Source organism: Psychrobacter immobilis (assembly GCF_003148585.1).
Classification (GTDB): Bacteria; Pseudomonadota; Gammaproteobacteria; order Pseudomonadales; family Moraxellaceae; genus Psychrobacter; species Psychrobacter immobilis.
In genome coordinates, this window is the sequence record NZ_QGGM01000016.1 from 1 (window position 1) to 14,641 (window position 14,641).

Genomic DNA, 14,641 nt, shown 5'->3' on the forward strand with positions numbered 1-14,641 from the left:
GAGTGGCGTTTTAACTACAGTGATCCAAAACGTCAATTACACCAGCTAAAACAATGGGTTAAACAGGAACTGAACTAGTTATCTAGGACAGCCCCTAAACTAATTATCAAATGAAAAAGCACACAAAGCTTTGCCCTAGAATAATAATCGCCTAGCGTCTTATTTAATGGATCGAACAAACCGCTCTTATTATTAACTATATTTTTGTCGTTTCCTACTTATGACTATTCCTCGTTCGCTATTAGATGTATCAAGCAACCAACAGGTATTTGACGCTTATATCAAACCTTTATTGAATATAGAGCTATTGCTTGTACTTTATATCTTACTGTTCATCTTTGGTTTTACGACGCAAGATGATTATTTGTTTTATAATGAATATAGAGTTATTCAAGTAGTCTTACTACTATTTTTTGGTTTGATCGCCTACTTTTTTCAACGTGATAAGATAGCTAAAGGTGAGCTCTTCTTTTTTGCTTTTATCGCAGTTGGTAGTATATTTTGGAAGCAGCCCGCTTTTGTCATTTCTGAGCTGTTACTAGCGTATTTATTGTATAAGAGCTTTGGTCTTTTGCAATATCGTCAGTTGGCTAGCAAGCTGTTAGTACTAAGTAGTTTGACGATGTTTATTCAATTTCCACTTTCATTATGGGATTACATCCAGACAGGTAAGTATGCCGCGGTTTGGTATCCATTGACATGGAATATTCGGGTCTATGACAGTTACTTTCTGATAGTCTCTATTTTCGCTGTTTGGTTTTATTTGACAAATCAACGCTATCGTTACTTATATCTGCTTTTTTTATTTTTGGCATTTCTAGCTATTCTACTTGATGCTGGCCGCTCTGTTATCTTAGCTTATACCCTATTTATCATTGTAGTTAGTACGTTTTACCGTCATGTTCGTTACCCACTTACCCTAGTCTATATATCGTCTTGGCTAGTCTACCTATCAGTCAGTTATATCGCTAATCTTAACGCTATCAGATCCTCAGGCTTGGATTCACAAATATTAAGAGTTACGACCAGTTTACGCGACGATTTGTGGATTAATGCCTATCAGTGCTGGTCAAAACAACCGCTATGGGGCTGCGGTTTTTATCAGTTAGATAGTTATATGAACTTGGCAGCTCATCCACATAATTTATTTATTCAGGTGTTAAGCGAGACTGGGTTATTGGGGTTTTGTGTATTGATTTATATAGGGATAAATGTTTTAAAACGTATTGATTGGCGGAATCAGCACCATTATTTTGTTATAGCAGCCTTGTCCGCAGTTGGGGTGGATATGTTTTTTTCGGGTATACATATCTATCCCGTGACTCAAATGGTACTACTGTGGTTGTTTGTGTTTTTGTTGAAAACCCCCGAGTTTGTATCTGATAGTTTAGTACCTTCAACACCAAAAAATCTTATAATGACTCTATTGCCATTGTTATTTTATGCTGTGATAAGCTTTTGGTTTATTGATTTGTTGGTAACTACTAAAGTATTTTTGTCGGAGGTTCCTTTCACCCCACCACGCTTTTGGGTATATGGTTATCGGCTGTAGCTGCTAGACGCACATAATTGATCAATTAGCCAAAATTTATGATATTAGGATAGTTGTTTTTTATTACTTTAGGGCTATTATGAGTTTTTTCTCCTCATTTCTTGGCTTGACTGGCATGATTTGTGCTAGATACAACTTAAATTAATTAAACTTATACCTATAAAAGCTGATAGTTCCATGAGTACATCAAAAATACAAACGGGCTTCACCTTAATAGAAGTCATGATAGTAGTAGGGATTATCGGTATATTAGCTGCCATTGCCATACCTACTTACCAATCTTTTATTAGCAAATCACAAGCAAATGCCTGTCTGCTAGAGGCAAGAGCCTATAGTACCCAAGTTTTTGTTTTGATTAATGATCAAGATGATGACACTTTGCCCGTCGCACCGGTTTTGAACGCTTGTCAGTCCATTACCGATGCGACGGGCTGGACATTGGAGACGCAACAAGTAGTTGAAGCCAGGGCTAAACCTTCTTCAAATGCTCGTATACAGTGCGATATTTCAGTTGGTACACCTTGTCGACTATTACTTTAATATCAAATGATTATTAATCATCATAAATACACTCAATGGCTTACCATTCATTAGATGTGCTGTTTACCATAGTGATTAGAGCTAAAAATGTTAACTAATGAATTGTAAATATTTACTCGTAATAGATAGAAATGCTAAGTAGCTAATACTTATTTTAGTTTAATGATATTACTACTTCTGTATAACTTTACTCACGCAAAGAACTGTGCAAACGATTTTTTTCAAAAGGCTATATTAGTTATATGCAGCAGCATTTTTGGCAATACTTAAGCGTACGTACCATAGTAGGGTGGCTGATCGTCTCTGTCGTTCCAGCAGTCTTACTGTTTTGGGGTTATATAATCGCTGATAATATACAACTCACGCAGGTTCATAGTGTCATTGCGAGTAGTAGCGCTGTCGTTCTAAGTATAATTGGATTGGAGCGACTGACCCAGTTTCCTGGGCAGAAGTCTATGATAACCGTACTGCCGACATTACTAAGTGTTGGTTTAATAGTGGGACTGATACTGCTGATCTTTCGTTTACCCTATTCAGTCTATTATCTATCTACTAGTGCAATTATAGGTGTGCTATTTTGCTTTATATCGCAAATTTATCTACGCGCGGTGACGCAAGTGACGATAGCTTACGTGCCTATAGGACGCTGCCAAAGCTTGCTAGATATTACTGACGTGCGCTGGGTTAGGTTACCCCCCTGTTTTGAACCTGCTAGTCATCCACGCTTGCCTTTTCATGCGGTAGTGGCGGATCTAGCAGACAGTAGTTTGACAGCTCAATGGGAGCAGCTGTTAGCAGAAACGGCACTTCAAGGCACGCCCGTCTACAATGTGCTGCAAGTGCGAGAGTCGCTGACTGGCCGATTGCCTATCAAACACCTCTATGAGAATAACCTGGGCTCGTTGCTACCATCACAGAGCTATTTGCTATTGAAACGGCTACTGGATATGCTAGTTATCCTAATTACTGCGTTTATCGTCATTCCGATAGCGCTTTTGATAGCTAGCATAATCAAGTGGCAAAACCGTTACAATCGGGAATCAATATTTTTTACGCAGCAGCGTATAGGCCAAGGTGGTAAACTATTTACCATGTATAAGTTTCGCAGTATGGTAGCCAGTGCAGAAGCCAATGGCGCGCAAATGGCAACTAGCGACGATATGCGAGTGACCAAGTTTGGTAGCTTTATTAGGCAGACACGTCTTGATGAATTGCCGCAGTTCGTCAATGTGCTAAAAGGTGATATGAGCTTAATCGGGCCTAGACCTGAGCAGCTCGACTTCGTCAAACGCTTTAATGAGACCATACCCTTCTATCGCTATCGCCATATCGTCAAGCCAGGTATCTCAGGTTGGGCTCAAGTGATGCAAGGGTATGCCAGTGACGAAGATGAAACGAAGGTGAAATTAGAGCATGATTTCTTTTACATTAAAAATTTCTCATTAACATTAGACTTATTGATAGTGATTAAGACGATACAGACGATGGTGACGGGATTTGGGGCGCGGTAGATGTTTGCTACAAATAATAATAATAAAATTACTGTTGTTCCTGTCATATTATGTGGCGGTTCTGGTACTCGCCTATGGCCGCTATCACGCGAGAGCTATCCCAAACAGTTTTTAAAACTGGCAGGCGAGCATTCTCTGTTTCAACAAACCATAATACGACTTGCGTCTTTAACTCAGAATAAGCTAAGAGTAGAAAAACCTATTATCGTGACCAACGAATCGCATCGATTTTTAGTGTTGGATCAATTACATCAAATTGACCATTCCGCAGAAATTATCCTAGAGCCAGTAGCTAAAAACACCGCGCCTTCTTTGACATTGGCTGCTTTACAAGCTAATGAGCTATACGAAGATGCGGTACTGATAGTATTACCTGCCGATCATGCTATTAATGATAATGATGACTTTTGCTCAACTTTGAATAATGCGGTTAGCGCAGTAACTGCTAATAAGATTAAGATAGCGACCTTAGGGGTCAAACCTAGTTATGCTGAGACAGGCTATGGTTATATCGAATGTCAAACTGATAGCACTGAGTTTAGTTATCATAAAATCGCAAGGTTCGTCGAAAAGCCTAATTTAAAGCTTGCACAACAATATACTGAGCAGTCTAACTTCTATTGGAACAGTGGTGTTTTCATCGTCAAAAGCCAGTTTTGGCTGACCGCTATCGAAAAATTCGATAATGATATTTATGCAGGCGTGTCTAGCGCTTGGCAGAGCAAAAAGTTAGACCTGCCTTTTATTCGCCCTAACGCTGAGCTATTCAAAGCTATACCCAGTAATTCTATTGACTATGCGGTGATAGAGCCTTGTACGAATAGTATAAAAGACGACCACCAGTTAGGCATGTTTGAGTTAACCACAGCATGGAGCGATCTAGGAACGTGGCAAGCGGTCAATGACTACCAAAAGACGGATAACGCTGATAATGATGACAATGTTTGGCTAGGGGACGTCATCGGTATTGATACCTCTAACTGTTACGTGCATACCGAACAGCGCTTAGTCAGTCTGCTCGGCGTAGAGGATTTGATCGTCGTAGATACCGATGATGCGCTATTGATCGCGCACAAGTCGCATAGCCAAGATGTCAAAAAGATAGTCAAAAAACTGAACGAGGACAAGCGTGTAGAGGCCAACATACATCGAAGAGTCTATAGACCGTGGGGATGGTACCAAAGTATTGATGAGTGCGAGCGCTTTAAGGTTAAGCGTATCTGCGTGCAGCCAAAAGCTAGCCTAAGCCTCCAAAAGCATCATCACCGCGCTGAGCATTGGGTGGTAGTGAAGGGTACGGCAGAGGTGCTATGCGATGATAAGACGATGCTACTCAGCGAAAACCAATCGACTTATATTCCTTTGGGCGCTGTACATCGCTTATCCAATCCAGGGAGTATTCCACTTGAGATGATAGAGGTACAGTCGGGGAGCTATTTAGAGGAAGACGATATTATCAGGCTAGAAGATAATTATGGTCGTGGATAGATTCGCCTGATGTGGAATAGGCTACTATTACTCAAGGCGCAGCTATTGGGTCATGAAGGTATCAGGCGCTACGGTGCCAATACGGCATGGCTGATGGGCGAAAAAGTCCTGCGTATGTTTATGGGTCTGTTCGTCGGCATTTGGGTCGCTCGATATCTAGGGCCTGAACAGTTCGGACTACTGAGCTACGCGCAGAGTTTTGTCTTTCTGTTTACCGCTATCGCTACCCTTGGCTTGGATGGTATCGTGGTTAGGGAGCTGGTAAAAGACAACTCACAACGCAACGTATTATTGGGTACGGCCTTTACCTTAAAGCTTATTGGCTCACTCTGTATATTGCCGTTGCTATGGCTCGGTGTGCAGTTCACTAGTAATGATAGCTATACCAATTTGCTGATCTTTATTATCGCTAGTGGCACAATATTTCAGAGCTTCAATGTTATAGACTTCTATTATCAGTCGTCGGTGCTATCGAAATATGTGGCCTTTGCTAATACCATAACGTTGGCAATATCGAGTATTGTTAAAGTTGTACTGATATTGAATGAGGCTTCATTACTAGCCTTTGCTATAGTAGGAGTGTTTGATACTGTTATTTTAGCGCTAGGTTTGATCTATTTCTATTGGCAAAAGACGCATCATTCTTTAAGAGAATGGCAGTTTGATAAGATAGTGGCGAAGCGGTTATTGTCGGATTCTTGGCCTTTGATATTTGGCTCGATAGCAGCATCACTATATATGCAAATAGATCAAATAATGATTCAAGAGATTTTAGGATCTGAATCTGTAGGTTATTACGCAGTTGCAGTAAAGTTAAGTACTATATGGTTGTTTATTACTACATCCTTGACTAGTACATTTGCTCCAGCAATTATCAAAGCCAAAAAAATAGATAGAAATTTGTACATCAATAGAATGAGTATGATTTATTCATTACTAGTTAAAATATCATTAATCATTTGTATAACTATATCCATATCTTCGTACTGGATTGTGACTAACTTATATGGTATCGAATATCAAGAAAGTGTGCAGGTATTAAATGTCTATATTTGGTCTATTCTCTTTGTATTCTTAAGCAATGGATCATGGGCATACTATATAAATGAAGGCCTAGAAAAAATTGCAAGTATAAGGTTAGTAGTTGGAGCGTTAATCAACATAGTTCTAAATATGTACTTGATTAAATATGTTGGTCTAATGGGTGCGGCATACTCTACTATTATTTCATATTCTATATCTAGCTACTTTATTAATTTATTTTTTAGTAGGACTAGAGAGAATTTTATGTTGCAGACAATAGCTATAATGAATTTTTTTAGTATAAATAGTTGGAAAAAATTATTTAAATTTACTGAGATAAAATAATGGAAAAAATAAATATTTCTGACTGTGAAAGACCTCTCTTTACTATCGATAAGATGGGCGAAGTTGTACTGTATAAAAATAAGGTCTTAAGAGTAATAAACAATGAGTATGTAGCTCAGGTACTACATTTGTTTGAATGTGGATTCATCAATGAAATTGTAGAAAAAGAACTGTTTCCAAGGACTATAATTTCTAGTATCAATATTGAAGGGTATCAGCTCGTAGTTGAGCATGAGAAGATTTCAAATTGGAATTATCCATATGAGTGGTCTTTTGATATGCTCAAAGATGCTGCGCTTACTGTATTAGAGATTAACAGAGTAGCTAATATATATGGCTTTGAAGTATTAGATGGGCATGCTTATAATGTAGTCTTTAATTTTAATAAACCTTTTTATATAGATTTAGGAAGTTTCGAGAGAAAAAAAGAGAAGCAAGAGTCTTGGCAAGGGTATAGGATATTTTACAACCATTTATATATACCACTCTATCTATGGTCATTAGGTCTTTCGGATTTAGCACATAGTCTCTATTTGAGAGAGGGTTATATAGACAGCTATGAGTTTTTCAAAGTAAAATACAAACCTTTTGCCTCAAAGAATATTTATAAGCTTGCAAGTACTATAGAAAAATTATCCTTAGCTAAGGATAATAATATCCATAGTAGAGTAAAAAATAAAAATTTATTAAATATTATATTTGCAATAAAAAGAATATCAGATAATAAATTCAATTCTCTTTCACTGCTTAAGAAAGTAAAAAAATTAAAAAATCCTAATAAAAAAACAACATGGGAAAATTACCATAATAATTTAATTCCCGAAGAAGATGATCGATTTAAAAGAATAAAAGAAATTATATATGAGCTTCCAAACGTAGATAGTCTATTAGATTTGGCTAGTAATCAAGGAAAGTTTGCTGAGTACATATATAGAAATACTGATATTGATAATGTAATTGCGACTGACTACGATGAACAAGCGGTTAATATTATGTATCTAAGGTACAAGGAAAAAGGCATTAGGATATTACCCATATTATCTAATATTGTTCAACCTAATTCTAGAAAAAAAGATCACAGTAAGAGTTCGAGGCTTAAAAGTGATTTGGTAGTTGCTCTAGCGCTTACTCACCACCTTATTCTTACTCAGTCTATGCCATTAGATTATATATTCAAAACCATATCGAGCTATAGTAAAAAGTATGTGATTATTGAGTTCATGCCTTTAGGGTTATACTCTGGAGATTTAAAAGATATACCAAAATTACCAGAATACTATAACTATCAATGGTTTAAGGGTGAGTTTTCAAAAATATTTGATATCACTCATGAAGAAAAGCTAGAGATAAACAGATATGTTTTTGTCGGGAAAATAAAATAATAAAAATCTCATAAGTAACGTAATTATTATTTTTACTAAGTTAAATTATAAATAAGAGAAATTATGAAGTGTAAGATATGTAATAGCGAAACTATAAATTGCTTTGATTCTAAAATTCTTGATAAACACTTGGTAGAGTATTATAAGTGTGAGGTTTGTTGCTTTGTCCAAACAGAAGAGCCATATTGGTTAGATGAAGCATACGCAGAACCAATAAATATAAGCGATACAGGCTATATGTCTAGAAGCTTATTAATTTCTAAAAAGTTAACATTTCTACTTTACTTTGTGTTCGATAAGAATGGAAAATATCTTGATTATGCTGCGGGCTACGGTGTTCTAGTAAGAATGATGAGAGATATTGGTTTTGAATTTTATTGGGAAGATAAATATACAGATAATCTATTTTCTAAAGGCTTTGAATGGAATAAAGATACTCCTTTACAAGCAGTAACTGCTTTCGAAGTATTTGAACACTTCGTCAATCCTATTGAAGAAATTGAACATCTATTAGATATCTCAGATACTATTATATTTACAACAGAGCTTTATCCTAAGCATAATCCTTTACCTGAAGAATGGTGGTATTTTGGCTTAGATCATGGTCAACACATCTCTTTCTATTCTCAAGAAACCTTAGAGTATATAGCGAAAATATATAATTTGAGATTCTATTCAGATGGATTTATTCATATTCTGACTCGTAATCATATATCTTCTACCAAAATAAAATTATCTAGACTTTCAAATTATGGTGTATCCAAGGTAATTAGTAGATTTTTGATGACTTCTAGAACATTTGCAGATCATCAGCAGATCGTCAGATAATTAACGGACTACTTAGATGAAAATAGCTTATGACAATCAAATTTTTAACATGCAGAAATATGGTGGAATATCGAGATATTATACTGAGCTAGCGTTCCAATTGTATGACGAGAGCATTGACACGAAGGTATTTGCTGGACTCCATAAAAATGAATACATCCAAAAGTATGAAGCTAGCTTCGTAATAGGCAAGCAGATAACTTATTTACCCAAAACAGCAAACATATTTTTGAAAACTAATAATGTTTTAGCAGATAGTTACTTCAATATCAAAAGACCAGATATCGTACATCGTACTTACTACAACAATAAGAACAAGATTAAAAAATCTATCAATGTAATCACTGTCTATGACATGATTCATGAATTATTTCCTGATGATTTTTCAGCTAAAGATAATACTGCTGACTTAAAGAGTATTACTATCAAGCAGGCAGATCATGTCATCTGCATATCTGAATCCACCAAAAATGATTTGCTAAGAATTTATGATATTCCAGAATCAAATATTTCAGTCACTTATCTAGGCTATCATTCTCTACCAGATGTGAAATCAACCCATATTGAAAATCAAAATTTTAATAACTCTGAAAGACCTTTTTTGCTTTTTGTAGGGCATAGAGGAGGGTATAAAAATTTTTTAAGATTCTTAAAAGCTGTCTCTATATCAGAAAAATTAGTGAAAGACTTCGATATTGTTGCTTTTGGTGGTGGCAAATTTTCTGTGGATGAAAAAAGATATATTTCTGAATTAGGATTAGAAGAAAACCAAGTCAAAAACATTCAAGGCGGAGACAATATGCTATCAGTTTTGTATAGTAAAGCCACCCTCTTCGTCTATCCGTCACTGTATGAAGGTTTTGGTTTACCACCGCTTGAAGCGATGGATCATAGCTGTCCAGTAGTATGTAGTAATACTAGCTCTATTCCAGAAGTAGTAGGCAAGGCAGCATTGAAGTTTTCACCATCCGATGTTGAGGATATAAGTCATACTATGGAAAAAGTACTTTATAATTCTTCAATTAGAGATGACTTAATATTAGCAGGATTGGAACGAACTAAAATTTTTTCTTGGGAAAAATGTGCTGCGGATACTTTAGAAGTATATAGGTCTATATTATGAGTCAAAAAATAGCACTTATTTGCGGAATGACAGGACAAGACGGAAGTTATTTAGCGCATTTTTTGCTTAATAAAGGTTATAGCGTTTGGGGTACGTCAAGAGATGCCACAAACTCCAACAATATCAATCTAATTAGATTGAATATAGTCGATAAAGTAAAGCTGATTACGATGGACCCTTTAGATTTTAGAAGCGTATTGACCACTATAAATCAGGTCGAACCCGATGAGATATATTATCTAGCAGGTCAGTCCTCTGTTGGTCTATCTTTTGATCTACCATCTGAGACCATACAAAGTATAGTATTAGGGACTTTAAATATATTAGAAGCATGTCGAATGAGCGCAAAACCAGTGCGTCTGTATCAGGCAGGATCGAGTGAATGTTATGGAGATGTAGGGTCAGCAGTAGCTGATGAAAGCTTTGCTTTCAAACCCAGTTCTCCTTATGCAGTTGCTAAAGCATCAGCATATTGGTTAATAGATAACTATCGCAAATCATATGATCTTTACGCTTGTACAGGAATCTTATTTAATCATGAATCTCCTTTGAGACCTAAGAGATTTGTGACTCAAAAAATAATTGAGAGTGCTAGAGCGATTTCTGAAAGTAAAATTGATAAAGTTACTTTAGGACGCATAGATATTAATAGAGATTGGGGCTGGGCTCCAGAGTACGTAGAAGCTATGTGGTTAATGCTTCAACAAGATGAGCCAGAAGATTTTATAGTAGCGACAGGGCAGAGTTATTCTTTGGAAGAGTTTATAGATATAGCATTTCAAAGTTTCGGATTGAAATGGCAAGATCATGTCGTTCAATCTGATGAATTTTATCGTCCTTCAGACATTGTTTTTAGTCAGGCTAATCCTAAAAAAATTAATGATAAGCTAGGTTGGTATGCTAAAACTATGCTACCTCAAATCATTGAAAACATGATTGAAAATCAGTACTGGTAAGTTTGTGACTAATGAACACAGGAATAACTAATATGAAAAAAGCCCTTATCACTGGTATCACTGGACAAGATGGCTCCTATCTCGCCGAGCTATTATTGGAGAAGGGCTATCAAGTTCATGGGATCAAGCGCCGTGCCTCATCGTTTAACACCCAACGTATTGATCATATCTACCAAGACCCGCATGTCGAGCACCAAAATCTAATCTTGCATTATGGTGACTTGACTGACTCCTCCAACTTGACCCGTATTATCCAAGAGATACAACCCGACGAAGTCTACAATCTAGGTGCACAGTCTCACGTCGCCGTCAGTTTTGAATCACCGGAATATACCGCTGATGTCGATGCGATGGGTACACTGCGATTGCTAGAAGCCATTAGACTACTAGGCCTAGAGAAAAAGACCCGATTTTATCAAGCCTCGACCTCAGAGCTATATGGACTAGTACAAGAGTCGCCGCAGTCAGAGACCACACCTTTTTATCCACGCTCGCCTTATGCTGTCGCCAAGCTTTATGCTTATTGGATGACTATTAACTACCGTGAAGCTTATGGCATGTATGCTTGTAATGGTATCTTATTCAATCACGAGTCGCCACGCCGTGGCGAGACCTTTGTCACTCGTAAGATCACTCGCGGACTGGCTAATATCTCACAGGGTTTAGAGCAATGCTTGTACTTAGGTAATATGGATGCAATACGCGACTGGGGTCATGCCAAAGACTATGTCAAAATGCAATGGCTGATGTTGCAGCAGGATGAGCCAGATGATTATGTGATTGCGACGGGTAAGCAGTATAGTGTACGTGAATTTGTACAGTGGTCAGCGGCTACTCTAGGAATTGGCATTGAATTTAAAGGCGAAGGCGTAGCAGAAAAAGGTATCGTCACCCAAGTATCTACTGATTTGCCACTGGCAGTAAAAGTCGGTGATGTCATTATCCAAGTGGATCCTAGATATTTCAGACCTACAGAAGTCGAAACCTTATTAGGGGATCCAAGTAAAGCCAAAGTACAGCTAGGCTGGGAGCCAGAGATTACTGCCCAGCAGATGTGCCAAGAGATGGTAGCTTATGATTTATTTATAGCTAAACGTCATGCGCTGCTATTGGCTAACGGTTATTCCTTGCCATTGACACACGAAGACTGATATATGACAAAAATAAATAAAAAGGGGCGCGTTTGATGCCTATGCAATACCAAGACAAGATCTATATCGCTGGTCATCAAGGCATGGTGGGTAGTGCTATTACTCGTCTGTTAACCAAGCTTGGTTATGACAATCTGCTGACAGCGGATCGTAGTGAGCTAGATCTACTTTCACAGCAGCAAGTCGCTGACTTTTTTTCTACGCATCAGCCTGACTACGTGTTTTTGGCAGCGGCAAAAGTGGGTGGTATTCAAGCCAATAATAGCTATCCCGCAGATTTTATTTATAACAACTTGATGATTCAGAACAATATCATTCATAGCGCTTATGAAGTTCAGGTAAAGCGGCTATTATTTTTGGGCTCTAGCTGTATTTACCCTAAGAATGCTAGTCAACCGATGACGGAAGACTCATTGCTATCAGGACCGCTAGAGCCTACTAATGAGCCTTATGCTATCGCCAAAATAGCAGGAATAAAGATGTGCGAGAGCTACAATAGGCAATATGCTACTGACTTTCGTAGTGTTATGCCGACCAATCTTTATGGTCAAAACGATAACTTTCATCCTGAGAACAGCCATGTGCTTCCTGCATTACTACGTCGCTTTCATGAAGCTAAGCAAAATGATATACCTAAAGTCGTCGTTTGGGGCAGTGGCACGCCCAAGCGTGAGTTTTTACATGTTGATGATATGGCAGCAGCTTGTTTGCATGTGATGACGCTAGAAAAATCTACTTGGCAGCAAGCCGTGACGCCTATGTGCTCGCATATCAATGTCGGTTATGGCTCTGATATCAGTATTAAAGAGCTAGCGTTATTAATCGCTAAGATAGTAGGCTATCAAGGTCAGATTGTCTTTGACGACTCCAAGCCTGATGGTACGCCGCGTAAGCTATTAGATAGTAGTTTACTAACTAATTTTGGCTGGCAGGCACAGATATTACTTGAGCAAGGGACCAAAAGTACTTATGAGTGGTTCTGTCAAACTAATGAGATTAGAGAATAAGATGACTAGTCAAAGACAGCAAGGCGGAAGCCAAAAAGATTGGGATGAAGTCCGCAAACACAGCGATTTGCCTATTATTACTATTATCACCTCTACCTATAATGTCATGCAAGACCTGCACTGGACGATAGACTCTATTAAAGAGCAGACCTATCCTAATATACAATGGATAATAGCCGATGGTGCCTCAACCGATGGTACGGTTGCCATGCTTGAAGCAAATAGTGGGTTGATTGATTACTGGTTTAGTGAACCTGATACGGGCATCTATGATGCTTGGAATAAAGCGCTTGAGCATGTCAAAGGTGATTGGGTGCAATTCATCGGTGCAGGTGATGAATTACATGAGACTAATACTTTAGAAAAAGTGGCTTCATATCTTAAAGATGCTTATCCAAACTATGAGCTAGTCTATGGACAAGTGATGCATATTAGCGAAAAAGGTAGGAAGGAGCTATATATTTCGGGCGAGCCTTGGGAGCATTATCAAGGGAAGTGGGAAGGTAATAGACCTAGACTACCACCACATCCCGCTATCTTCCACAATAAGAATATGTTCATTAGACAGCAATTTGATACACAGTTCAAAATTGTATCAGATAGTCATTTTCTATTACAGAATTTAGATAAGAACTTTCTCTATGTACCCTTTATCATCAATATAATGCCATTGGGCGGTATATCGGCAACGATCAGTGGAATAATTGCAAGTTATGAAGAATTGAATGAAGCTGTTAAAAAACTTAGAATTAAGATACCTTTGTCCGTAAAAGTAAAAGGTCATATGCGCTATCAAGTATCTAAACAAGGCGTAAGACTCTTATCAGAAGAAAGATACGTTAGGTTGCTAGACTTTGTAAAGGGCTTAAGAGGCAAGCCTAAAGTCTTTACAGAAAATTAAGGGTTAAACTGATGATACCTAAAAAGATCCATTATTGCTGGTTAAGTGGCGATCCACTGCCAGAGAAAATTCAACAATGCATGCAAACTTGGCAAAGGACTATGCCTGAATATGAGTTAGTGCTATGGGATACTAATAAATTTGACATTACTTCCATACCCTTTGTACATGAAGCCTATCAGCAAAGAAAATGGGCATTTGCAGCGGATTATATAAGATTGTATGCCTTATACACAGAAGGTGGTATTTATTTAGATACTGATGTCATTGTTAAACAGAAATTTGATGAATTGCTAAAGTGTGGATTTTTTACCTCTGTAGAGCAGAATGTAGATAGTTATTTTGACGAAGAAACTTTAGCAATAGCAAAAGTAGCTGGTTTAGAGCTATCACAAGACAGAGATATCACTATTCAAGCTGCAGTCTTGGGCGCAGTCGCTGGGCATCCTTATATAAAGGCTTGTATGGAATGGTATGAAAATAAACATTTCATAACTGAGGATGGTATTTATTTTGACAAGATTGTTGCTCCAGATATTTATGCTCACGTGTTAAAGCAGTTTGGGTTTGAGTATAAAGACGAAAGACAAAGCTTGCCTAATGATACGATTATACATCCAAGCCATACTTTCCCCAATGGAAGCTTAGTTGGTGACAAGTTAAATCATGAAACTTATGCCGTTCATTGTTTCTTTGGTGAATGGCGTATCAATTCATGGAGAGACAAAGTCTTAAAAAATATTGAGAGCAATAGATTGTTAAGACGTGTTTTTCAGAGGCGAATTTACAAGGATACAGAAGAAATAATTAATGAAGATGTATTAAAAAATTAAG

13 protein-coding genes and 1 pseudogene are annotated in these 14,641 nt (G+C 37.5%); all 14 read left to right on the top strand.

Annotated elements, in window-relative coordinates:
• Positions 1 to 78: pseudogene (locus tag C8D84_RS11585) on the top strand (IS1595 family transposase); the annotation flags it as partial.
• Positions 79 to 220: 142 nt separating this feature from the next.
• Entirely contained in the window at positions 221 to 1,552 is a 1,332-nt protein-coding gene (locus tag C8D84_RS11590) for an O-antigen ligase family protein (protein ID WP_109592302.1), read from the top strand.
• 177 nt (positions 1,553 to 1,729) lie between these two features.
• Positions 1,730 to 2,092, top strand: a complete 363-nt coding sequence (locus C8D84_RS14000) for a prepilin-type N-terminal cleavage/methylation domain-containing protein (RefSeq protein WP_109592304.1) — start codon at positions 1,730 to 1,732, stop codon at positions 2,090 to 2,092.
• 242 nt (positions 2,093 to 2,334) lie between these two features.
• Positions 2,335 to 3,603, top strand: coding sequence for a sugar transferase (locus C8D84_RS11600; RefSeq protein WP_109592306.1), 1,269 nt, complete (start codon positions 2,335 to 2,337; stop codon positions 3,601 to 3,603).
• A complete protein-coding gene (locus C8D84_RS11605) occupies positions 3,604 to 5,091 on the top strand; it encodes a mannose-1-phosphate guanylyltransferase/mannose-6-phosphate isomerase (protein WP_109592309.1) in 1,488 nt (495 codons plus the stop codon). It begins immediately after the preceding gene.
• Between the two features lie 45 nt (positions 5,092 to 5,136).
• Positions 5,137 to 6,459 carry a flippase gene (locus tag C8D84_RS11610; RefSeq protein ID WP_211181287.1) on the top strand — a complete coding sequence of 441 codons (1,323 nt, stop codon included), beginning with the start codon at positions 5,137 to 5,139 and terminating at the stop codon, positions 6,457 to 6,459.
• Entirely contained in the window at positions 6,459 to 7,841 is a 1,383-nt protein-coding gene (locus tag C8D84_RS11615; protein WP_109592313.1) for a hypothetical protein, read from the top strand. The genes C8D84_RS11610 and C8D84_RS11615 overlap by 1 nt, the downstream gene beginning before the upstream one ends.
• A gap of 63 nt (positions 7,842 to 7,904) precedes the next feature.
• The gene (locus C8D84_RS11620; protein WP_109592315.1) at positions 7,905 to 8,669 is read left to right on the top strand and encodes a class I SAM-dependent methyltransferase; all 765 of its coding nucleotides are present in this window, start codon (positions 7,905 to 7,907) and stop codon (positions 8,667 to 8,669) included.
• Between the two features lie 16 nt (positions 8,670 to 8,685).
• A complete protein-coding gene (locus tag C8D84_RS11625; protein ID WP_109592317.1) occupies positions 8,686 to 9,792 on the top strand; it encodes a glycosyltransferase family 4 protein in 1,107 nt (368 codons plus the stop codon).
• Positions 9,789 to 10,748 (top strand): GDP-mannose 4,6-dehydratase, encoded by a 960-nt coding sequence (locus tag C8D84_RS11630; RefSeq protein ID WP_109592319.1) that lies wholly within the window; start codon positions 9,789 to 9,791, stop codon positions 10,746 to 10,748. Before C8D84_RS11625 ends, C8D84_RS11630 begins: the two co-directional genes overlap by 4 nt.
• A 32-nt stretch (positions 10,749 to 10,780) precedes the next feature.
• Positions 10,781 to 11,899, top strand: coding sequence for a GDP-mannose 4,6-dehydratase (gmd, locus tag C8D84_RS11635; protein ID WP_109592321.1), 1,119 nt, complete (start codon positions 10,781 to 10,783; stop codon positions 11,897 to 11,899).
• 35 nt (positions 11,900 to 11,934) lie between these two features.
• Positions 11,935 to 12,906 carry a GDP-L-fucose synthase gene (gene fcl, locus C8D84_RS11640; RefSeq protein ID WP_211181288.1) on the top strand — a complete coding sequence of 324 codons (972 nt, stop codon included), beginning with the start codon at positions 11,935 to 11,937 and terminating at the stop codon, positions 12,904 to 12,906.
• Position 12,907: 1 nt separating this feature from the next.
• Positions 12,908 to 13,807, top strand: a complete 900-nt coding sequence (locus C8D84_RS11645) for a glycosyltransferase family 2 protein (RefSeq protein ID WP_170108304.1) — start codon at positions 12,908 to 12,910, stop codon at positions 13,805 to 13,807.
• Positions 13,808 to 13,818: 11 nt separating this feature from the next.
• Positions 13,819 to 14,640, top strand: a complete 822-nt coding sequence (locus C8D84_RS11650) for a glycosyltransferase family 32 protein (RefSeq protein ID WP_109592325.1) — start codon at positions 13,819 to 13,821, stop codon at positions 14,638 to 14,640.
• Position 14,641: the final 1 nt, after the last annotated feature.